This window comes from Tsukamurella ocularis (assembly GCF_965138335.1).
Classification (GTDB): Bacteria; Actinomycetota; Actinomycetes; order Mycobacteriales; family Mycobacteriaceae; genus Tsukamurella; species Tsukamurella ocularis_A.
On the sequence record NZ_CBCSDV010000003.1, the window covers coordinates 40,743 to 61,920 of the forward strand.

The window sequence follows — 21,178 nt, forward strand, 5'->3', positions numbered from 1 at the left end:
CACTGTTTCGGACCCGAAAGCCGCAGGTCGCGATGAACAGGAACCATGTTCAATCGGGCAGGGGCGCGTGCGCGGTCTCGCGGCAGCGGAAGGCCACCGGCAGCGCGACCAGGTGCAGCACCACGAGGTAGATCGGGAAGGCGAGGTCGAGGCCGCGTTCGTGCAGCGCGGTACCGATCGCGGGGACGGTCCCGCCGAAGATCGCCGTCGCGAGGGCGAAGGAGGTCCCGGTGGCGAGTACGCGGATGCGCGCCGGGAACATCTCCGCGAGGGCGGTGCCGAGGCCCGCCATCATCAGGGCGGTGATCCCCATGCCGGCGCACTGGACGGCCAGCACCGTGAGGAAGCCGTCGGAGAGGGCGAGGAACAGCGGGATCGTGGCCACGGCCCCCGCCACGAGGAAGGCGTACATCATCGGCTTGCGGCCGATCCGGTCGGAGAGCAGCCCCAGCGGGATCTGCACGAGCCCGTAGACGACGAAGGCGATCGCCGAGATCGTCACGGCGCTCTCCTTGTTCAGCCCCTCGGTGAGGATCGCCCAGGTGGGCACGAACGTGCTCCAGGCGTAGAACACCGCGGCGGTGGTCGAGGCGAGGACGAAGGCCCGCGCGAAGTCGGCGCGATGGCCACTGAGGATCTCGCGGTACGGACTCGCCCCGCTCGGCGCCCCGGGGTCGGCGAGGGTCTCCGCGGCGCTGCGCCGGATCCACCAGGCGACGACCGCGAGCACCGCGCCGGCGAGGAACGGGACGCGCCAGGCCCAATCGGCCATCGCGTCCACGCCCACGATTCCCACCAGCAGCGTGATGGCGAGCAGGCACAGCACCTTGCCGAGGCTGGAGCCCACGTTGACGATGCTCCCGTAGGCGCCGCGCCGGCCCGCGGGCGCGGATTCGACGAGGAAGGCGGTGGCCGTGGAGAGTTCCCCGCCGGTGGACAGCCCCTGGATCAGGCGTGCCACCACCAGGACGACGGGCGCGAGCACACCCACCTGCGCATAGGTCGGGGCGACGCCGATGAGGAGGCTGCCCACCCCCATCATCGCGACCCCGACGGCCAGCGTCGGCTTGCGCCCGTACCGATCGGCCATGCGGCCCATGAGGACGCCGCCGATCGGCCGGGCGAGGAAGCCGACCGCGAAGACGGTGAAGGTCGCGAGCAGGGGCACCACCGACTCGGCATCGCCCGGGAAGAACTGGCGCGAGAAGTAGATCGCGAGGAACGAGTAGGCGCTCCAGTCGAAGTACTCGACGAGATGCCCCACCGAGCCGGTGAGGATCTGCGTGCGCCGATGCGGTCCCGCCGCGGGCGATGCCGACGTGCCGGTCTCAGCCACGGTGCTGCAGTCGACGGCTGAGCCAATTGCCGAAGAACTGCGCGATCTGCACCACGACGATGAGCACCACGATCACCACCAGCGTCAGTTGCCAGTTGTTCTGCTGGTAGCCGTACTGCCGGGCGAAGTCGCCCAGACCGCCGCCGCCGACGTAGCCGGCCATGGCCGACATGTCGACCACCGCGACGAACATGAACGTGTAGCCCAGCGTCAGCGGCGCGAGGCCCTCGGGAATGACGACGGTCGCGAGCGTGCGCGCCTTGCTCGCCCCCATCGACCGCGCGGCCTCGACGACGCCGGGATCGACGGTGACGAGGTTCTGCTCGACGACGCGGCCGATGACGAAGGTCGCCATCACCGTCATCGCGAACGCCGCGGCCTCCACACCGATCCGGGTGCCGATCACCTCCTTGGTGATCGGCGCGATCGCCGTGATGAAGATGATGAACGGGATGGGGCGAATGATGTTGACCAGCACGTTGAGCACGGAGAACACGGCCCGGTTGGCGAGCAGGTTGCCCGGCCGGGTGGCGTAGAGCAGCGTCCCGTAGACGAGCCCCAGCAGGCCGCCGACGATCATCGTGATCCCGACGAGGCGGACGGTCTCGCCGATGGCCTGGACGAAGACGTCCTGTGTGCCGGGCGGGAAGACGTCGTCGAGGAAGGTCGGGTAGGTCATCGGTCGATCTCCTGACCGGTCTGCGGGTCCTTGACGTGCGCGAGGGATCCGAGCTGGGCGACGGCCGCCGCGACCGCGGCCTCGTCGCCGGTCACCGAGTAGGTCAGCGAGCCGAACGGGCGGCCGCCGACCTCGGCGACGCCGCCGTAGAGGACGCGGGCGCCGGTGCCGTGCGTGGCGAAGACCTCCGCCGCATCGAGGGCGTCGGGCTCGTCCCGCACGTCGACGGTGACCACGGTGCCGGGGCGCGCCGCGTGCAGGCGCCGCAGGGTCTCCGGGGTCACGTCGTCGCCAACGGCCGCGTGGATCAGCGACGTGGTGGCGGGCGAGGTGGGCGCGGCGAACACGTCGTACACCGGCCCGTAGTCGACGAGCCTGCCCTGATCGAGGACCGCGACGGTGTCGCAGATGCGGCGGATCACGTCCATCTCGTGGGTGATCACCACGATGGTGGTGCCGAACTCACGGTTGACGCGCAGCAGCAGATCGAGGACCTCGCTGGTGGTACCGGGGTCGAGGGCGCTGGTGGCCTCGTCCGCGAGCAGGATCTTCGGGTTCCGGGCCAGCGCGCGGGCGATGCCGACGCGCTGGCTCTGCCCGCCGGAGAGCTTGTTCGGGTACTGCTTCGCCTTGTCGCCGATGCCCACGAAGTCGAGCAGTTCCGCGACGCGGGCGCGCCGCTCGGCCTTCGACAGGTCACCGAGGGTGAGCGGGTACTCGACGTTCCCGGCCACGGTGCGCGAGTTCATGAGGTTGAACCGCTGGAAGATCATGCCCACCTGGGCGCGCAGCTTCTGGAGGTCGCGCTCGCCGAGCGCCCCCACCACGGTGTCGAGCACCCGCACCTCGCCGGAGGTGGTCGACTCGAGCCCGTTGATGGTGCGGATCAGCGTGGACTTGCCGGCGCCGGACTGGCCGATCACGCCGGTGATGGATCCCTCGGGGATCGCGAAGCTGACGCCGTCGAGCGCCTTGGTCGTGCCGAAATCCCGGGTGGTGTCGACGAATTCGATCGCCACCCGGGCCGGGGCGCTCTCACTCACTTGGGGCCGCTGGCCTTGACCTGCTGCTGCAGCGACTCGGTGAGGCTCTGCAGCTCGGCGGCGGGCTTGTCGACGAGGATGAACGAGTCGCCCTTGTCCTTCTTGAGCTGGTCGAGGACCTTCTGGTCCTTGTAGAGGGCGGCCAGCTTGAGGTAGGTCGCGTTGTCCTTGTCGGCCTTGCGCACCACGAAGGCGTTGATGAAGGGCTGCGACTGCGGGCTCGCCGGATCGTCCTTGGCGATGATCAGGTCCTTGCCGAGCTTGGCGTTCTCGGCCGGGTCGTTGTTGACCACGGCGCCGTCGACGCTGTCGAGGCTGAGCGCGGTCTGGTTCGCATCCACCGGCTTGACCGTGACCTTCGAGGCGGCGGTATCGATGTCGGCCGGGGTCACCTGCCGATTGACGTCGCCCTTGAGCTTGATCAGGCCGGCCGAGGAGAGCACGCCGAGCGCGCGGGACTGGTTGGTGGGGTCGTCGGGGACGACGACGGTGCCGCCCTGCGGGACCTCGGCGACCGACTTGTGCTTCTTGGAGTACAGCGGCAACGGGTAGATCGCGGTCGCGCCGATCGGGACCAGATCGGTGTTGTTCTTCGCGTTGTACTCGGCCAGGAACTGCAGGTGCTGGTACTCGTTGATCTGCAGGTCGCCGTCGTTGAGCGCGGCGTTCGGCTGCTGGTAGTCGCTGAAGTTCTTCAGCTCGACGTCGATGCCCTGGTCCTTGGCAAGGTCCTTGTAGACGCTCCAGAACTGCTGGGCACCGTCGGTGACGCCGATCTTGATCGTGTCGCCATCGGAGCTCGAGCCGCAGGCGGCGAGGCCCGAGGTGAGGGCGATGGGCACGACCAGGGCGAGCGCGAAACGCTTCATCTTCACGGCTTGTGTTCTCCAACTCGACGGGACCGGGGATCTCCCAGCTGCGTGAACGATACCTACCGGTTAGTACATCGGTGGGACAAGCACGGGGTTCGTTCCCGTGCCCGGTCCCGTGACCAGGTTCGACGGTCCGCCGCCGGTTTCGCTCATGAGTGCAGCGAATCATTGCGGGGCCGGTGCGAGCCGCACCGGGACGGATCGGTCACGAATCGAGAAGCCCGCCCGCCCCGTCGCTCGTACTGTCGGTGGGGAACCGAGGACCACCGCGAGGAGAGCATCATGACCGCCCGCAGCACCACCGCCGTCCGCTTCACCGCCACCGCCGAACGGCTCGGCGGGCGGACCCTCGTCCGCCTGCCCGCCGACGCGAGCGCGGCGCTCCCGTCGCGCGGCCAGGTCGCCGTCACCGGCACCCTCGACGGCGCGGACTTCCGCACCGTCGTCGAGCCCGACGGCCGCAAGGGGCACTGGATCGCCCTCGACGACGCGCCGGTCGCGGCCGGCGACGAGGTCACCCTCGACCTCGCGCCGACCAAGGACTGGCCCGAGCCGACGGTGCCCGACGACCTGCGGTCCGCCCTCGACGGCGCTCCCGACACCGCCGACGTGTGGACCGACATCACCCCGATGGCGCGGTGGGAGTGGGTCCGTTGGATCGGCGCCACGAAGAACCCCGCGACGCGGGCCAAGCGCGTGGACGTGACGATCTCGAAGATGCGTTCCGGCAAGCGGCGGCCGTGCTGCTTCGACCTCGCCTCGTGCACGGATCCGGAGCTGATGAAGAACGGCGAGCTCATCGCCCCCGAGGACGCGGAGCTCCGCCCGGCGTGACGCGCGGAGACGCCACCGCCGGCCGGCCCGCGTGGTGCGCGGGCCGGCCNGCGGGGTCGGATCGGTGTGGTGCTGCGGCGGCTACTGTCCGCCCGGCCGACCCGGATCCTGCGGATCCGAGCCGGGCCAGCGCTCGGGGTCCGGCCCGGGCTGCCAGCCCTGCTGCCACCCCTGCGGATCGGCGCCCGGATGTCCGGCGTGCTGACCCGCCTGCGCCTCTCCGTGCGGCCAGGACTGCGTTTCGCCCGGCTGCCACGCCTGCTGCTCACCCGCCTGCCGGTTCCAGGCGTCCGCCCCCGGCTGCCGGCCCTGCGGATGGCTCGGCGCACTGTGCTGCGGCGCCCGCCCGCCGTACTGGTGCTGTCCCGGCTGGTGCTGCCCCGGCGCCTGCGCCGGCAGTCCGGCCGTGGGCGGCTGGGCGGGCTGGCCGGCCTGGGCGGCGAACTGCTGCCCGGTGCCCGGCCCGGCCTGCGGAACGGCCTGGGTGTGCTGCGCCGAGAGGGGCGCCTGCGGCGGGAGCGGCGGCTGGTAGCCCTGGGCCTGCCCGGGCGCCTGGGCGGAACCCTGGGCAGCGGCCTGCTGGGCGGTGTGCGCCAACGGCTGCTGCCCCACCGTCGGATCCTGACGCTGCGCCTGGGCGTGCCGCGCGGTCTCCTTGGCGGCGGCCTCGCGCTCGGCGCGGCGGGCGGGGATCTCGGCCTCGAGCTTGCCCAGCCAGCCGTCCCAGCGCTGCTGCATGGGGCGCACCAGCCCGCCGCCGACGCCGACGACGATGACGCCGCCGACGGTGGCGAGCACGGCCACCAGGACGGGCGTGGTCACGGTGGTGGCGACGCCGATCTGATTGAGGGCGGCGATGATCCCGGCGCCCCAGATGAACAGCGAGGCAATGGTGGCGAGGAGAGGACCGTACGAGGCGCTGCCGAGCGCGCCGCCGACGATGTCCTTCACCGCCTTCGCGATCGCGGCCACGATCACGATGATGAGGATCGCGACGAACAGCTTGGGCAGCCACGCGACGAACCGGGACAGAAGGTCCCCGATGGGATTCGGACCGAAGACACCGATCGCGAGCTGCAGGGTGATGAGGAGGACCGCGTAGTAGACGACCTTGGCGAGCAGCGTCGAGGCGTCGTAGTCGCTCTTCGCGAGCACACCCTGCAGGCCGCTGCGCTCGGCGAGCCGGTCGAAGCCGACCTTGGCGAGGATCTTCGCGATGACCTTGGACAGGATCTTCGCGACGATCCAGCCGAGGATCAGGATCACCAGGAAGGCGGCCAGCTTGGGAACGAAGGTCGCGACGGAGCTCCAGGCGTCCGAGAGCCCCGCCCCGTAGTCGATGGCGAGTTGGGAGGTCATGGGTTCACCTCTCGATCAGCGGTACCCGACACGCCGAACGCGTGGCGGATATCCACGGGAAGGACTTGGGGACCACGCCGGTTACTGGACACCGCCACCCTGGGACCAACCCTAGGCACAGTCCGGGCCGATCTCCCGTCAACACCCCCAACTTCTGCGACAACCGATCGCATTCACGACATTTCACCCTCTCCGATCGCGATCTACTGAGGCGGTTGCAAACTCCCACGGCCTCGTGTCCGCCGGGTCCACGCCTCGCGACGGCGCCGACCGATCAGCCGTCCAGGCGCCACAGCGCGCCGTCGCGGCGGACCAGCCCCTTCGTCTCGAGGAGGGCGAGCTGCCCCATCACCGCCCGCGCGGGGAGGCCGGCGATCACGGCGATCTCCGAGACCGGCAGCGCGGACTTCGCCGGGAGGGCGCCGTGCACCCGCAGCGCCGGCCCGTCGAGGCCGTCCGTCGGGCGGGCGGGCACGGGAAGTTCCAGCGCGAGCTCGCCGATTCGGCCGACCTCCTCGATCACCTCCGCGGAGCGAGTGACCAGGACGGCTCCCTCGCGGATCAGCTGATGGCACGTCACCGAGGTCGCCGCCGTGACGGGGCCGGGCACCGCGCACACCGGCACCCCGCGGCGCCGCGCCCACGTGGCGGTGTTCTTCGTGCCCGACCGGAAGCCCGCCTCCACCACGACGACGCCGCCCGTCGCCGTGCCCACGATCCGATTGCGGTGGAGGAAGCGGTGCCGCGCGGGTACGCCGCCGGGCGGGTACTCCGAGACGAGCAGGCCCGTCTCGGAGATGCGCCGGAACAGTCCGGCGTGGCCCGCGGGGTACGGACGGTCCAGGCCGCCCGCGACGAAGGCGACCGTCGGGCCCTCCGCGGCGAGCGCAGCGCGGTGCGCGGCCCCGTCGATCCCGTACGCGCCGCCGGAGACGATCGTGAATCCCTCCGCCGCGAGGTCGCCGGCGAACTCGTCGGTCACCCGCTCGCCGTAGCTCGACGGCGCCCGCGTCCCCACCATCGCCACCGACCGCTCCAGCAGGTCGTCGAGCCGACCCTTCCCGACCGCCCACAGCGCCACCGGCCGCAGCTCACGGACCTCGTCCTCGTGCTCGGTATCCTCCGACGGCATGCGCTCGGCGAGCCGCCGCAGTGCCTGCGCAGGCCACTCCTCGTCGTCCGGCGTCACCAGCCGACCGCCGAGGTGCGCGATGTGGCCGAGGTCGGCCTCGGTCCGATCCTCCGACGCCCGCCCGACGGTGCCGTCCGCCACGTCCTCGAAGCCGTCGGCGAACTCCTGCCGGCGCACCATGTCCGCCGCGGCGGCGGGACCCACCTCCTCGACGAGTGCGATCAGCGGCCCGCACGGCGGTTCCGCGACCCGGCTCAAGTAGGCCCATGCGCGCCTCTGATCGTCGGTCATCGTCACTCCTTGTCCCGGAACTGCAGGGCCTGAATCACTTCGTCCTCGCCCGGTTTGTCGAGGCCGAGCAGGTCCGCGAGGGTCCACGAGAGCCGCAGGCACCGGTCCGCGCCCCGCGCGGTGATCTTGCCCGTCCGGAGGTACTGCTCGAGCGGTCGCAGCGCCTTCGCCGACAGGCGGAATCGCCGGCGCAGCACCACACCCGGGACCTCCGAGTTGGTGATCCACCCCTCGGCGCCCCACCGGGCCGCCGCGGCCTCTCGGGCGGCTCGGACCCGGGTCCGCACCGTCGCGCTGGATTCCTCGCCGACGCCGTCCTCGTGCAGCGCGCCGGTGCCGGGTGGTTCCATGCGCACCCACAGGTCCACCCGGTCAAGCAGCGGGCCGGAGAGCCTCCCCAGGTAGCGCCGGCGGACCGTCGCCGTGCACGTGCAGTCCTGGTTCCGGGCGGGCGCGCACGGGCACGGGTTCGCGGCCATGACGAGCAGGAACCGCGACGGGTACTTCACCACGCCGTCGCGGCGCGCGAGCCGGATCTGCCCCTCCTCCAAGGGCGTCCGCAGCGCCTCAAGGGAGCGCGGCCCCATCTCAGCGCACTCGTCCAGGAAGAGTACGCCGCGGTGGGCGAGCGACACCGCGCCCGGGCGGGCCAGGCCGGAGCCGCCGCCGACGAGCGCGCTCACCGACGACGTCTGGTGCGGCGCCACGAAGGGCGGCACGGTGATCAGCGGCCGATCGGGGCGCAGATTCCCGGCGATGGAGTGGATCGCACTCACCTCGAGCGCCTCGCGCCGTCCGAGTGCCGGCATGATCCCCGGCAGCCGAGAGGCCAGCATGGTCTTCCCGATGCCCGGCGGCCCCGTCATCATGATGTGGTGCGCGCCGGCGGCGGCCACCTCGAGCGCGTACTTCGCCTCGGGCTGCCCCACCACGTCGGCCAGATCGGCCACCGTCGGATCGCAGTCCTCGGCCACGAGCGGCCCGGGCTCGGCCAGCGTTCCCTCTCCCGCGAGCCAGGCCACCACCTCCGAGAGGTGCGCGGCCCCCAGCACCTCGATGCCGTCGACCAGCCCCGCCTCGTCGAGGTTGGCGAGCGGCACCACGGCACGGGTGAAGCCCGCCTCCTTCGCCGAGAGCACGGCCGGTAGGACGCCGCGCACGCCGCGGACGCGGCCGTCCAGCGCGAGTTCGCCGAGAAGGACCGCGCCGGCGATGCGTCCGACGGCCACCCTTTCCGCGGCGAGCAGGATCGCGATCGCCAGGGGAAGGTCGTAGACCGAGCCCACTTTCGGGAGCGTGGCCGGTGAGAGTGCCACGGTGACCCGGGTGTCGGGGAACCTGATCCCGATGTTGACGATGGCCGCGCGGATCCGGTCGCGCGACTCCTTGAGCACCGTGTCCGGCAGGCCCACGAGGTGCACCGCGGGCAGGCCCGGGCCGATGCAGCCCTCGATCTCGACCACCGCACCGTCGACCCCCGTGATGGCGACCGAGTGCACCTTGCTCAGCGCGGACATCACGCCACCCCCGCCCGGTACTCGAGGGTCACCGGACCGCCGGGCGGCGTGAAGACGGACGCCACGTCGATCCGGACCTGGGCGAAGGCGCCCTCGGTCTCGGCCAGCCAGCGCGAGGTGAGCGCCCGCAGCTGCGCCACCTTGCGGGGCGTGACCGCGTCGAATCCGGTCCCGAAGGCGGTGCCCGAGCGCGTCTTCACCTCCACGATCGCCAGCAGCCCATCCGGCGCGCGGGCGATCACGTCGAGTTCGCCCCGCAGTCCCCCGCCCGAGTACCGCCAGTTCCGGGCCAGCACCGTCCACCCGCGGTCCGTCAGGAAGTCGCAGACNANNNCTTCGCCCGCCNGCCCCGTCTCGTTGTTCCCCATGCGCCGATCCTGCCGCCGGGACACCACAGGCACCGCCGGTGACGACGGTGCCTGTGGAGAAAAGAGGTTATGTACGCAAAGTTGTGGAGAACGGGGCCCGCGGAGCGATCACTGTCGGACGAAGCGCTCCGCCATCGCGGCCACCTCGGACCGGTCGATCACGGCGCCCTGCACCAGGATCCGGAAGACGACCGGCCCCACGAGCTCAGCCGCTGCCACCGCCGGATCACGGTCTCCGACGTATCGTCCCGCCTCGCGGTTGCGGTCGATGACGGCCCGCGCTGCATCGCCCAGCGGGTCGGCCCCGGCGATCAGGGCGGCGACCTGCGGATCGTGCTGGGCCTCGCCGATCAGTGCCCGGTACGCCAGTCCCGCATCGGATTCCGTGAGGAACCGGACCACGGCCGCGACGAACGCTTCGACGTCCTCGAGGGCCGAGCCCCGGGGTTCCACGGCGAGCTCCCCCGCGGCGTCCGCCGCGCTCGCCTCGAGCAGGATCTCGGCCTTCGTCGACCACCACCGGTAGACCGTCTGCCGGCCCACCCCGGCGCGCTCGGCGATGCCCTTCATCGTCATCGCGGCGTAGCCCACGTCGACGAGCATGTCGTCCACGGCCCGCAGGACCGCGGTGCGCGCCTCCTCACTGCGGGGCCGCCCGACCGTGCGCTCGGACTGCGTCATCGCGCCACCGTAGCAGGCGCTCTGCGGGACCGACCGACCCCGGATCCGCAGGTCACACGCGCACCACCAGGGCCCGGGCGAGGGCCGCCGAGCGCGCCTCGACGGCGCAGACGACCGCGGCGAGCGCCGCCACGACCGCACAGAACACCAGACCGGCGGTGCGCAGCCCGACCGCCACGGACAGCGCGCCCACCCCGATCGCGGGGAACGCCAGCATCACGTACAGCCCCGCGAAGAACGACGAGGAGACCTCGGCGCGATGCGCGGGCTCCACCTGCTCCACGGTGGTGGCGATGCCCGCGTTCATGCAGAGGCCGCCGAACAGGCCCAACACCGCGGCGGAGAGCAGCAGCGCGACGAGGGACTCCGCCGCGAGCGCGACGGCGAGCAGCGCGGCCGCCACGACGAGGCCTCCGCAGCCGACCACGAGCGCCGTGCGCGGCACCATCCGGCGCGCCACGAGCTGCCCGATCGCCATGCCGGCGAACGCGAGGAAGACGACGAACCCGGCGAGGGTGTGGCCGGGCAGGTGCAGGAAGCGCGCCAGGAAGATCGCCGAGACCGCGGTGAGCACCCCGGTCACGGCGAAGGCGGACCCGGCGGCGAGCACGGCGCGGACGAACGCCCCGTGGATCTCGCTCGGCACCCGCAGACGCCGCGGGCGCAGCCGCACGCTGCCGGCGACTGCGGTCTTCGGCGCGAACGCCCACAGCCCGGCGAAAGCGACCACCGAGAGCACGAGATGGACGACGAACGGCACGACCAGCGGCGACGTCGAGAGATCCGCGACGGCACCGGCGAGCAGCGTGCCGGTGGCGAGACCGCCGGTGTTCACTGCGACGGCCAGTGTGCCCGCGGCGGCCCGCCTCTCCGGGGCGAAGAGGTCGATGACCGCCGCGGTGCCGGTGCCGCTCATGAGCCCGGCACCGAGGCCCGAGACGACACGCGCCACCACGAGCAGCGGCAGCGACGGGGGCAGCAGGAACAGCAGCGCGCTGACGATCGCCAGTGTCACCGCGACCAGGAGCACGGGACGGCGCCCGACCTCGTCGGACAGACGCCCGAACACGGTGAGCGCCGCGACGACGCCGAGGGCGTACACCGCGAACAGCACGGTGACGGTGAGCGAGCTGAATCCCAGCTGCGCGGAGTAGATCGAGTAGAGGGGCGTGGGGAGGGTGGTACCCATCATGACCACCAGGAACGCGAAGGCCGTGCACACCACGGCCGGTGCGACGCGGTAGGGCACCGCGGTTCGATCGAGCAACATGAGCTATTCCTTCTATATCGAGACAATATGACTCGTTATAAAACGATAGCAGATATTCGAGACACTGTGCACCGTAATTCTCGTCAGACGCCGCAGGCACCGTCCCCGTCGGGAACGGTGCCTGCGGCGAATAGCGTCGGCGCTACGGAGGAGTCACTCCGGTAGGCGGAGCTCCGGCTTGTCGAGCTCCTCGATGTTGACGTCCTTGAACGTGACCACGCGCGCCTGCTTGAGGAAGCGGGCGGGGCGGTACATGTCCCACACCCACGCGTCGGTCATCCGCACCTCGAAGTAGACCTCGCCGTCCGCGTTGCGCGGGATCAGGTCGACCCCGTTGGCGAGGTAGAAGCGGCGCTCCGTCTCCACCACGTAGGTGAACTGGCTCAGCACGTCCTTGTACTCGCGGTACATGGAGAGCTCCATCGCGGTCTCGTACTTCTCGAGATCCTCTGCGCTCACGTCGTCCTCCTCACCTGATGTCATCAGTCGTAACCGCTCCAGATTACCGCGCCGCCGCCGCGTTCCCCGACGACGCGGCCAGCGCGGCCCGCACGTTCTGGTACCGCATGCGGTGCTGGGCGCTCGGACCCAGCTCCCCCAGCGCCGTCATGTGCACCGCCGTCGAGTAACCCTTGTGCACCGCGAAGCCGTAACCGGGGAAATCGTCCTCCAGCTCCGTCATCACGCGGTCGCGCGTCACCTTCGCCAGCACGCTCGCCGCGGCGATGCACGAGGCGGAGGCGTCGCCGCCGATCACGGGGAGCGACGGGACGCCCAGGCCGGGCACGGTGAACCCGTCGATGAGCACGTACCCCGGCCGCACCTGCAGGCCCGCGACCGCGCGCCGCATCCCCATGATGTTGGCCACGTGCACGCCGATCCGGTCGATCTCAGGGGCCGGGATCGACACCACCGACCAGCTCACGGCCAGTTCGATGATCTTCGGGTAGAGCTGCTCGCGCGCGTTCTCCGTCAGCTTCTTGGAGTCGTCGAGGCGCGCCAGCGACGCCGGGATCCGGGCCGGAAGGATGCACGCGGCCACCGTCATCGGACCCGCGCAGGCGCCGCGCCCGGCCTCGTCGATGCCCGCCACCGGCCCCAGGCCGGCGCGGCCGAGCACGGTCTCAAGCGTGCTCAGGCCCGACGATGCCCGCACCACCGGTCGCGGGGGCCATCGGTCGCGCATGTGCCCCTAGCCCTGCTGCGGGTTGATCGAATCCACCGTCTGCCAGCGGCTGAACGGGTAGATGACCGCGACGACCTTGCCGCGGATGTCGGCCTTGGGGATCGTGCCCTGCAGCTCGTCCTCGATGTGGAAGCGCGAGTCGCGCGACATGGTGCGGTTGTCGCCCATCGCGAAGACGTTGCCGTCCGGGATGGTGATCGGCCCGAAGGGCACGCCCCAGCAGGCGTCCTGCTCGGCCTGCTGCTTGGCGGCATCGGCCAGGTAGGGCTCGACGAGCTTGCGGCCGTTCACCGTCACGCCCGTCTCGGGGCGGCACTGGATGGTCTGGCCGCCGACCGCGATCACCCGCTTGACCAGGTCGTTCTCGTTCGGCGGCTGCAGGCCCACGTAGGACAGCGCCTCCTGGATGCCGCGGATCACGGTGTTGTTCGAGCGCACCGGCGTCACGGGGGCGAGGCCCCAGGACTCGGTCGGCGCGCGGAAGACCACGACGTCGCCCGGTTTCGGGTCGCCGGTGAAGTAGCTGATCTTCTGCGTGACGATCCGGTCGCCGGTGCAGCCCTCGCACCCGATCAGGGTCGGCTCCATCGACTCGGACGGCACGTACCACTGGCGGCCGACGAAGGTCTGTAGGCAGAAGCTGAGCACCAGCGCGACCAGCACGATCGCGCCCACCTCGAGCGGCCAGTTGGTCTTCTTGTCCTTCTTGCCGGACGACCGCCGTCCCTTCCGGGTGCTCGCGTCGTCCGTGCCGCTCCCCTCGCCCGACGGTGCCGGCGCGGCGTGGCGACCGCCCGTGCGCGGGGAATCGCTGGGCTCGGGGGTCTCCGGGGAGTTCGTCTGCTCGGGCACGGGTACACACTACCGAGCGGGCGGGTCGACGATCCGATCACCGAGCCGGTGCGTGAGCCGGTCGCCGTCACATGTGCGCGTAGACGATGCGCGGGCGGGCGCCGATCGCGCCGAGGAGCTCCGCTTCGAGTCCGGGCACGAGCGTAAGGCTCGGCCAGTTCCACAGCTCGACCGTGCAGTCGGTGAAGTAGGTGCCGCTCTCGCCCCGCCAATCGCCGATGAGACCTGTGGTTCCGCAGCCGCCACACGTCACCGTCGGCTCGACCCGTCTGTCGTACCACTGCTGGCACCACTCGCCCGTCGGGACCTCAGTGAAGTCCCGTGCACAGCCCGGACACCGCGGGTCCACCATGTTCTCGACGGCGGTGACGCATCCGAAGTCCAGGTCCACTACCGGACGCTCCCCCTGGTAGGACGATCGCCACCTCGTAGTGGCCAACTCCTGCAACGCACCCTCGTCGTACACTCCGCCGTCGAAGTCGGGCGAGGAGTCGATGACGCCGACGTATGCGTGGCCGAACAATTCCATGTTCCGCGGGTCCGCTCGCGCCTCGTCCAGGCACAACCGCGCATCGGCGATCTACAGCTCGGGTCCGCGACGCTCGGCGATCTCCGCGACCGCCTCGGCGCGCGCCCGCCGGCCCGGGTCGCCCGGCGGCGCCACCGAGATCACGGAGATACAGCTCTCACTCATAGTTCCCTCCCCCGAGCGGCGAACCGGCCTCGCCGTCGAGCGTAGGCGAAGACAGACGAGCGCCCCACGGTCCGCAAGGACTCGTGGGGCGCTCGGGAGAGCTACGCGGCGGTCACGCGGACCGCCGGCGGCGCTGGTGTCAGCGCTTCTCCTTGATCTTGGCGGCCTTACCACGCAGGTCGCGCAGGTAGTACAGCTTCGCGCGACGCACGTCACCACGGGTGAGCACGTCGATCTTGGCGATGTTCGGGGAGTGCACGGGGAAGGTGCGCTCCACACCGACACCGAAGGACACCTTGCGCACGGTGAAGGTCTCGCGCACGCCGCCGCCCTGGCGGCGGATCACGACGCCCTTGAACACCTGGACGCGCTCCTTGCTGCCCTCGATGACCTTGACGTGTACGTCAAGGGTGTCGCCGGGGCGGAAGTCGGGCACATCGCTGCGCAGGGACTGCTGGTCAATGAAGTCGAGCGTGTTCATCGCTGGATCATCCGTTTCTTACATGTCTTCGTGAGCAGAGGACCCTGGCGGCCCGTCGCGACTACTGCCGCGGGGGTTCGACCGGTTCGTACTCCTGTCCTGCCGGCCGCTCCGCAGCCGGATACGCCCGGGTAGCACGCAGCCCGGGCAACCTGTTGATTGTGCCAGATCGCCGCCGGTTTCTCGAAATCGTCAACCGCCGGGCCATCGACCGGGGCCGACGGGGTGGCGCCGGCGCGGGCACGACGGTGCGATCGAGCTCCTTCTCCGCGTCCTCGCGGAGGTTCGGCAGCAGGTCCGGGCGGCCGGCCATCAGGTCCTGGACGGCGATCTTGGCGCGGATCAACGGGCGACGCAGCCGGCGCTCGCGACGCAGCGCCCGGAGCATGCGCCGCGAGTCCTGCTCGTACCGCCAGCGGGCCCACGGCGCGCCCGGCCGGGAGAGCCGGATCGCGCCGATCAGTAGCAGTGGGAAGAAGAACAGCCCGATCAACCCGGTCCAGATCTTGCCCTTGAGCAGCACGATCGCGGCGGTGCCGAGGCTGATGACGCCGAAGCCGATCTGCGCGGCCCGCTCGGGTGAGTCCCGGAACCCCGCGAAGTCCACGAGGTCGAGCGGGCGCAGCCCGAGGAGCAGCAGGCCGCTCATCGCGATCGCCACGAACACCGCGTCGACCGAGGCGCGCCCCTCCTCCTGCCAATACACGTCGCGCAGGTAGAGGATCAGCGCGAACTCGTCGAGGATCAGCGCCGCGCCCAACCCGAAGACGCCGGCGAGCACCGCCGCCGTCGTCTGGGTGGCCTTGTCGAAGTTCGCGATGAGGCCGATCGCCGAGCCCAGGCACAGCACCACGCCGAACACCATGTGGTGCAGGTGCAGGCCGCCGGGCGTGACGTTGCCGAACCACCAGCGCACCTTCGCCCGGATCAGCCGGACGCTGATCCGGATCCCCATGAAGCCCACGATCAGCCCGACACAGAAGGAGAACAGCGGCAGCCGTCCCCCTCCGACGATGTCGTTCGCGAACCAGGTGGACATGCCTCCAACCTAGCGGCGCGCACCGTCGCCCCAGGTCGGAACGCCGCGAGCGCACACACCCGCGCACGCGACGCGTGCGCGGGACCTACTTGCCGAAGCCGGCCTTGCGCAGCGCGTCCGCCATCGAGCCCGACGGTGCCGCCTGCCCACCGCCGCGCGACGCCCGGTTCTGGCCGCCGCCCTGGCCGCGCTGACCGCCGCCCTGGCCGCCCTGTCCGCCGGGCTGACCACCGCGCCGCTGGCCGCCGCGCTGCGCTCCCCCGCCACGGGGTGCTCCCCCACCGCGCGGGCCGCGCTCCTTCGGGGCGGCGTCGTCGTTCAGCCGCAGGGACAGGCCGATCCGCTGGCGTTCGACGTCCACGTCGACGACCTTGACCTTGACGACCTGGCCGGACTTGACCACTTCGTGCGGGTCCGAGACGTAGCGGTCCGACATGGCGGAGACGTGCACGAGGCCGTCCTGGTGCACCCCCACGTCGACGAACGCGCCGAACGCGGCGACGTTGGTGACGACGCCCTCCAGCACCATGCCCGGTTGCAGGTCGGAGACCTTCTCGACACCGGCCGCGAAGGTCGCGGTCGCGAAGGCGGGGCGCGGGTCCCGTCCCGGCTTCTCCAGCTCGGCGAGGATGTCGGTCACCGTCGGGACGCCGAAGCGCTCGTCGGCGAGCTCGGCGGCGATGTCCGCGGGCCGCAGCTTCGCCAGCGCGGGGCCGTTGCCGATGAGCTCGGCGAGAGCCAGCCCGGAGCGGTCCAGGATCTTCCGCACCACGGGGTACGCCTCGGGATGCACACCGGAGGCGTCGAGCGGGTCGTCGCCGCCGCGGATGCGCAGGAAGCCCGCGCACTGCTCGAAGGCCTTGGGGCCGAGGCGCGGCACGTCGAGCAGGCCCTTGCGGCTGCGGAAGGCGCCGGCCCCGTCCCGATGCGCGACGATCGCCGCGGCCAGGTTCTCGGTGACGCCGGAGACCCGCGCGAGCAGCGGCGCCGAGGCCGTGTTGAGGTCGACGCCCACCGCGTTCACCGCGTCCTCGACCACGGCGTCGAGGCTCCGCGCGAGGCTGGCCTGCGAGACGTCGTGCTGGTACTGGCCCACGCCGATCGACTTGGGGTCGATCTTCACCAGCTCGGCCAGCGGGTCCTGCAGGCGGCGGGCGATGGAGACGGCGCCGCGCAGTGAGACGTCCATATCGGGCAGCTCCTGCGAGGCGTACTCCGACGCGGAGTAGATCGACGCGCCCGCCTCGCTCACGACGGCCTTCGCGGGCACCCGAGCACCCGACTTCTTGATCTCGCCGAGCAGCTCGGTGGTGAGGGCGTCCGTCTCGCGCGACGCGGTGCCGTTGCCGATCGCGATCAGCTCCACGTCGTGCCGGGCGATGAGCGCGGCGAGCAGCGCCTTGCTCTTGTCCCACTGGTTCTGCGGCTGGTGCGGGTAGATGATCAGGGTGTCGAGCACCTTGCCGGTGCCGTCCACCACGGCCGTCTTCACGCCGTTGCGGAAGCCCGGGTCCAGGCCCAGCGTCGGCCGGGTGCCGGCCGGCGCCGCGAGCAACAGGTCCTTGAGGTTGGTGGCGAAGACGTGCACGGCGTCGTCCTCGGCGCGCTGCCGCAGCCGGGTCCGCGCGTCCACGGTCGCGGAGACCATCAGCTTGGTGCGCCAGGCCCACCGCGCGACGGTGCCGAGCCACTTGTCCGCCGGGCGCCCCTGGTTCGAGATGCCCAGCGTCGCCGCGACCATCGCCTCGTAGTCGGCGTCCTCGCCACCGTCGAACTGCAGGGAGAGCACCTCCTCCTTCTCCCCGCGCAGCACCGCGAGCACGCGATGCGAGGGCATCTGCTCCAGCGGCTCGGAGAACTCGAAGTAGTCGCGGAACTTCTGCGCCTTCTGCGGGTCCGCTCCCTCGCGCACGCCGGTGCGCAGCGTCGAATCGGCCCAGAACTTCTCGCGGACGGTGCCCACCAGCTCGGCGTCCTCGGACGCCCGCTCGACCAGGATGTGGCGCGCGCCCTCGAGCGCCGCCGCCGCGTCGGCGACGTTCTCACCGAGGAACTCCGCGGCCAGCTCCTCGGGGACCAGCGTGGGATCGGACAGCAGGCGCTCCGCGAGCGGCTGCAGGCCGTTCTCGCGGGCGATCTGCGCCTTGGTGCGCCGCTTCACCTTGTACGGCAGGTAGATGTCCTCGACGCGGGCCTTCGTCTCGGCGGCGAGCAGCGCCTCCCGGAGCTGCGGGGTCAGCTTGCCCTGCTCCTCGATGGAGGCGATCACAGCGGCGCGCCGGTCGTCGAGCTCGCGCAGGTAGCCGAGCCGTTCCTCCAGCGTGCGCAGCTGCGCGTCGTCGAGGCTGCCGGTGACCTCCTTGCGGTACCGGGCGATGAACGGCACCGTCGACCCCTCGTCCAGCAGCTGGACCGCCGCGGCCACCTGGTTCTCCCCCACCGAGAGCTCGTCGGCGATGCGGGCGGATACGGATTTCACGGGCGCGCTCGAATTCACGCGGCCACCCTACCGGCGGCCACCGACGAGCTCCGCGATCACCGGCTCCGTGGCGCCGCACACCATGACGGCCTCGTACGCGACGTCGGCCAATCCACCGCCGCCGTCGCGGACGAGGTGGTGCAGCGACGCCATCGCCCGGGCCGACTGGAACCCCAGGACGTAGCCGGTGTGGTCGCCGTCGAGCCTCCGGGCGTGCGCCTCCCGGTCCAGCTGATCGACGGCTGCGGCCAGGCGGTCCGCGTCGCCCCGCCGGGATCCGGGCGCCCGCCGCTCGTCGAGCAGCACCTCGCCCGCCGCGTCGAGCGCCGGATCGGCGGCACGGTCCAACGCCCCGGCGACGAGGTCGACGCCCGCGGCGTGGCGACGGTCCGCGGGCACCGCGGCGACGGCGTCGGCGAGGTCGGGCAGGCTAGTCGAGCGGTGCATCGGCGCCCTCCCCGTCGGCGGCCCACGCGTCGGACGACCACGTCGGCGTGAATCCCGCGGCGCGCAGGTGCGCGCACACGTCGGGCGGCGGTTCGACGGCGCCGACCACCGGCCCGGGCGCGAAACCGTGTGCCGCACAGAAGGTCGCGATGGAGAGCTCGGGCCAGGCCTCGTTGCCCGCGGCGAGCTCGCCGTCGCGCAGGATCACCCCGGGCCGCAGGTACCCGTCGAGCTCCGTGGTGCCGATCAGCCGCCACGGCCGCCCCGCCTCGTCGGCGACCTCGGCGACCGCCATCCGCACCCAGCCCCGCGCCGGCCCGGTCACGGCCCCGCACACCTCGCGCAGCCGCAGATCGAGATCGGCGGGCGCCGCGAGGGGGATCGCGTAGTGGGCGGCGCGGTGGGCACCGTCGGCCCCGAGGGCCCGGCCGAGCATGCCCAATCCGGCCACGGGGGCCATCGAGCCGACGGCGGCGCCGTGACCGGCCGCGAGTTCGGCGGACCGCCGGCCGGCCTCCTCGGCCGCGTCCTCGGTCTCCGCGCGGCCGCGGTCGTCGGCGAGGCCGGCGGCCTGCTCGGCCCCGGGGTCGCCGGGCGGGTGCTGCCCCCGGGCCTCGAGGCGGGCGAGCGCGGTGCGCGCGGCCACGTCGGTCATCCGAGCGCGGGTGTCGTCCACGAGGTGCGCGTAGGCGGCGTGGAAGTCCGCGCGGGCGGCGTCCAGCGCGGCCGCTGCGGCGAGCGCGCCGGACGGTCCGTCCACCCCGAGGACCGCGGCGATGCGGCGCGCCGCGTCGTCCGCGGCGCGGTAGGTCTCGCCCGTCGCGGCGTACGGGCCGGGCTCCTGCGGCCAGAACGCGGGGGCGGTCACCGGACCGCCTCGATCGCCTCGGCCGCGGCGCGGTCCGTCGCCGTGGTGGTGCGGGCGCGCGCCCGGATCCGCGCAGCGAGGCCCCGCAGCTCGGCGACCGCGGCCGCATGCAGATCGCGCGCCGCGGCGTCGGAGGCGGCGGGCACGTCTCCGAGGGCGCGGGCGTACCGGTCGGCGGGCAGCGGCAGGGGCTCCGGCGCGGGCAGGGCCTCCGCCAGGGCTTCGACGGTGCGCGCCCGCCTCTCCCACGCGTCCGGGTCGAGCTCGAGGATCATCGCGCCACCCGGGTCAGCTCGGCACGCCGCTCGTAGTGCTCGCGCAGCGTGCCCACCGCGCGGGCGGCGAGCTCGGCGATCAAGGGCCCCAGACGTTCCGGCGGATGCGCACGGACCGACCCGGGCGCCAACCCGACGTCGACGACGTGGCCGCGCACGTCCACGGTCACCGCGACGGTGCGGTCCTGCGATCGCGCCGTCACGCGGGCGGTGCGGAACTCCTCGTCGAGCCGCGCGAGCTCCGCCTCCCGGCGCTCCACCTCCGCGAGCAGCGCGGCGGCGCCCCTGATCTCAGCCATGATTCCCCCGAATCCGCGGGCGCCCCCACGCCCGCTGCCACCATGATGCCGCGCGGTCGCGGCCCGGGTGCGGGTTCGGCCGCAATCGCTCGCCCGTCAGGCCTCCCAGTCCGGCAGGGAGTCGGCCAGCACCGCGGGCAGCTCGACTCGCACACGGGATCCGCCGCGCGGCGAGTCCTCGATGCGGACCGATCCGCCGTGCGCCCGGACGATCTCGTCGACGACGGCCAGCGCGAGCCCGGTCCCCTGCGCAGGCGGGGCGCCGTCCGAGAACGGCGCGAAGGCCCGCTCGCGCTCGGCGGCGGGGATGGGCGGGCCGTCGTCGTCGACGCGGAGGACGACGGCATCGTCGAACGTGGCGATCCGCAGCACGACAGTCGATTCGGCGTGTCGCGCCGCCTCGTCGACGAGGTACTGCATCAGGACCGTCAAGTGGGTGCGGGCGCCGAGGACGAGGGTCGCCAGGTCGCCCTCGGCGGAGAAGGCGACGGTGGCCGGGATTCGCACGCCGGTCATCACCTCGAACCACGGGAGGATCTCCCGACGCGGCCGCTCACCCGCGCGGAGCCGGGCGAGGAGCAGCACGTCGGCGGCGGTGGCCTGGAGCCGGTCCGCGTCGGCGAGGGCCCGTTGCACGGCGTGGACCGGGTCGGGGCCGCCGGGCCGGGTGGCGGCATAGAGGTCGGCGCGGACGGTAGCGAGGGGGCCGCGCAGGGCGTCCGCGGCGTCGCCGACGAAGTCGAGGCGCCGCTCGGCGCCGCGCTGCCGCTGCTCGAGGGCGTCGTTCAGGGTGCGGGCGAGCCGGGCCAGTTCGTCGTCGCCGGCGGGCTCGTCGACGCGCAGCCGCGGGTCCCCGTCCGCGAGCGAGCGGAACCGTCGCTCCAAGGCACCGACGCGCCGCAGCACCCGATCGGCGGAGATCCAGGCGACCGCGCCCGCCACGATCCCGGCGACGGGCACGGCCGCGATCGCCACCCCGGGCAGGTCGTCGAGGGGCAGCGCGAGAACCACCGCGAGAGCGGCACCGATGAGCACGACGCCCGCGGCGAGCAACGACACCCGCACGCGCACGGAACCTGGTCCCGTCGTGCGCGGTGCCGGTGCCCCTACCACTCGCCCTCCTGCAGGATTCCGATCGCGGCTGTCGCAGCCGTGCGATCGCGATCGCGAAGTATC

23 protein-coding genes are annotated in these 21,178 nt (G+C 72.2%); 1 reads left to right on the top strand and 22 read right to left on the bottom strand.

What is annotated here, in order from left to right; all coding sequences use genetic code 11:
* Positions 1–49: 49 nt before the first annotated feature.
* The 4 genes from ACNAYW_RS04485 to ACNAYW_RS04500 are packed head-to-tail and all read right to left on the bottom strand — an operon-like array spanning position 50 to position 3,927.
* A complete protein-coding gene (locus ACNAYW_RS04485; protein WP_415848563.1) occupies positions 50–1,336 on the bottom strand; it encodes an MFS transporter in 1,287 nt (428 codons plus the stop codon).
* Positions 1,329–2,015, bottom strand: coding sequence for a methionine ABC transporter permease (locus ACNAYW_RS04490; protein ID WP_415848564.1), 687 nt, complete (start codon positions 2,013–2,015; stop codon positions 1,329–1,331). Before ACNAYW_RS04490 ends, ACNAYW_RS04485 begins: the two co-directional genes overlap by 8 nt.
* Complete coding sequence (locus tag ACNAYW_RS04495) at positions 2,012–3,058, bottom strand: methionine ABC transporter ATP-binding protein (protein WP_415848565.1); 1,047 nt, start codon at positions 3,056–3,058, stop codon at positions 2,012–2,014. Before ACNAYW_RS04495 ends, ACNAYW_RS04490 begins: the two co-directional genes overlap by 4 nt.
* The gene (locus ACNAYW_RS04500) at positions 3,055–3,927 is read right to left on the bottom strand and encodes a MetQ/NlpA family ABC transporter substrate-binding protein (RefSeq protein ID WP_415848727.1); all 873 of its coding nucleotides are present in this window, start codon (positions 3,925–3,927) and stop codon (positions 3,055–3,057) included. Before ACNAYW_RS04500 ends, ACNAYW_RS04495 begins: the two co-directional genes overlap by 4 nt.
* A gap of 285 nt (positions 3,928–4,212) precedes the next feature.
* Between ACNAYW_RS04500 and ACNAYW_RS04505 the strand changes: the two genes are divergently transcribed.
* On the top strand, positions 4,213–4,764 hold the full coding sequence (locus ACNAYW_RS04505; protein WP_415848566.1) for a YdeI/OmpD-associated family protein: 552 nt from the start codon (positions 4,213–4,215) through the stop codon (positions 4,762–4,764).
* A gap of 81 nt (positions 4,765–4,845) precedes the next feature.
* On the opposite strand, the gene ACNAYW_RS04510 is transcribed toward ACNAYW_RS04505, so the two are convergent.
* From ACNAYW_RS04510 to ACNAYW_RS04595, 18 genes are all read right to left on the bottom strand, one after another.
* Positions 4,846–6,123 (bottom strand): mechanosensitive ion channel family protein, encoded by a 1,278-nt coding sequence (locus ACNAYW_RS04510; RefSeq protein ID WP_415848567.1) that lies wholly within the window; start codon positions 6,121–6,123, stop codon positions 4,846–4,848.
* Positions 6,124–6,397: 274 nt separating this feature from the next.
* Positions 6,398–7,546: a DNA-processing protein DprA gene (gene dprA / locus ACNAYW_RS04515; protein WP_415848568.1), complete on the bottom strand. Its 1,149-nt coding sequence runs from the start codon at positions 7,544–7,546 to the stop codon at positions 6,398–6,400.
* A 2-nt stretch (positions 7,547–7,548) separates the two neighbouring features.
* On the bottom strand, positions 7,549–9,063 hold the full coding sequence (locus tag ACNAYW_RS04520; RefSeq protein ID WP_415848569.1) for a YifB family Mg chelatase-like AAA ATPase: 1,515 nt from the start codon (positions 9,061–9,063) through the stop codon (positions 7,549–7,551).
* The gene (locus ACNAYW_RS04525; RefSeq protein ID WP_415848728.1) at positions 9,063–9,380 is read right to left on the bottom strand and encodes a YraN family protein; all 318 of its coding nucleotides are present in this window, start codon (positions 9,378–9,380) and stop codon (positions 9,063–9,065) included. The genes ACNAYW_RS04520 and ACNAYW_RS04525 overlap by 1 nt, the downstream gene beginning before the upstream one ends.
* Before the next feature lie 159 nt (positions 9,381–9,539).
* On the bottom strand, positions 9,540–10,112 hold the full coding sequence (locus tag ACNAYW_RS04530; RefSeq protein ID WP_415848570.1) for a TetR/AcrR family transcriptional regulator: 573 nt from the start codon (positions 10,110–10,112) through the stop codon (positions 9,540–9,542).
* A gap of 52 nt (positions 10,113–10,164) precedes the next feature.
* Entirely contained in the window at positions 10,165–11,382 is a 1,218-nt protein-coding gene (locus ACNAYW_RS04535; protein WP_415848571.1) for an MFS transporter, read from the bottom strand.
* Between the two features lie 153 nt (positions 11,383–11,535).
* A complete protein-coding gene (locus ACNAYW_RS04540) occupies positions 11,536–11,841 on the bottom strand; it encodes a DUF2469 domain-containing protein (protein ID WP_040768524.1) in 306 nt (101 codons plus the stop codon).
* 43 nt (positions 11,842–11,884) lie between these two features.
* On the bottom strand, positions 11,885–12,568 hold the full coding sequence (locus tag ACNAYW_RS04545; RefSeq protein WP_415848572.1) for a ribonuclease HII: 684 nt from the start codon (positions 12,566–12,568) through the stop codon (positions 11,885–11,887).
* Positions 12,569–12,574: 6 nt separating this feature from the next.
* The gene (lepB, locus tag ACNAYW_RS04550) at positions 12,575–13,420 is read right to left on the bottom strand and encodes a signal peptidase I (protein ID WP_415848573.1); all 846 of its coding nucleotides are present in this window, start codon (positions 13,418–13,420) and stop codon (positions 12,575–12,577) included.
* Positions 13,421–13,487: 67 nt separating this feature from the next.
* On the bottom strand, positions 13,488–13,949 hold the full coding sequence (locus ACNAYW_RS04555) for a hypothetical protein (protein ID WP_415848574.1): 462 nt from the start codon (positions 13,947–13,949) through the stop codon (positions 13,488–13,490).
* A gap of 304 nt (positions 13,950–14,253) precedes the next feature.
* On the bottom strand, positions 14,254–14,595 hold the full coding sequence (gene rplS / locus ACNAYW_RS04560; RefSeq protein WP_019203499.1) for a 50S ribosomal protein L19: 342 nt from the start codon (positions 14,593–14,595) through the stop codon (positions 14,254–14,256).
* 61 nt (positions 14,596–14,656) lie between these two features.
* A complete protein-coding gene (locus ACNAYW_RS04565) occupies positions 14,657–15,634 on the bottom strand; it encodes a hypothetical protein (RefSeq protein ID WP_415848575.1) in 978 nt (325 codons plus the stop codon).
* A gap of 85 nt (positions 15,635–15,719) precedes the next feature.
* Positions 15,720–18,131, bottom strand: a complete 2,412-nt coding sequence (locus tag ACNAYW_RS04570) for a Tex family protein (protein ID WP_415848576.1) — start codon at positions 18,129–18,131, stop codon at positions 15,720–15,722.
* 9 nt (positions 18,132–18,140) lie between these two features.
* The gene (locus ACNAYW_RS04575; protein ID WP_415848577.1) at positions 18,141–18,560 is read right to left on the bottom strand and encodes a hypothetical protein; all 420 of its coding nucleotides are present in this window, start codon (positions 18,558–18,560) and stop codon (positions 18,141–18,143) included.
* On the bottom strand, positions 18,544–19,428 hold the full coding sequence (locus tag ACNAYW_RS04580) for a hypothetical protein (protein WP_415848578.1): 885 nt from the start codon (positions 19,426–19,428) through the stop codon (positions 18,544–18,546). Before ACNAYW_RS04580 ends, ACNAYW_RS04575 begins: the two co-directional genes overlap by 17 nt.
* Positions 19,425–19,703 (bottom strand): hypothetical protein, encoded by a 279-nt coding sequence (locus tag ACNAYW_RS04585; protein ID WP_415848579.1) that lies wholly within the window; start codon positions 19,701–19,703, stop codon positions 19,425–19,427. The genes ACNAYW_RS04580 and ACNAYW_RS04585 overlap by 4 nt, the downstream gene beginning before the upstream one ends.
* Positions 19,700–20,002: a YbaB/EbfC family nucleoid-associated protein gene (locus ACNAYW_RS04590; protein ID WP_415848580.1), complete on the bottom strand. Its 303-nt coding sequence runs from the start codon at positions 20,000–20,002 to the stop codon at positions 19,700–19,702. Before ACNAYW_RS04590 ends, ACNAYW_RS04585 begins: the two co-directional genes overlap by 4 nt.
* Positions 20,003–20,098: 96 nt before the next feature.
* Entirely contained in the window at positions 20,099–21,073 is a 975-nt protein-coding gene (locus ACNAYW_RS04595) for a sensor histidine kinase (protein WP_415848581.1), read from the bottom strand.
* Between the last annotated feature and the right edge of the window lie 105 nt (positions 21,074–21,178).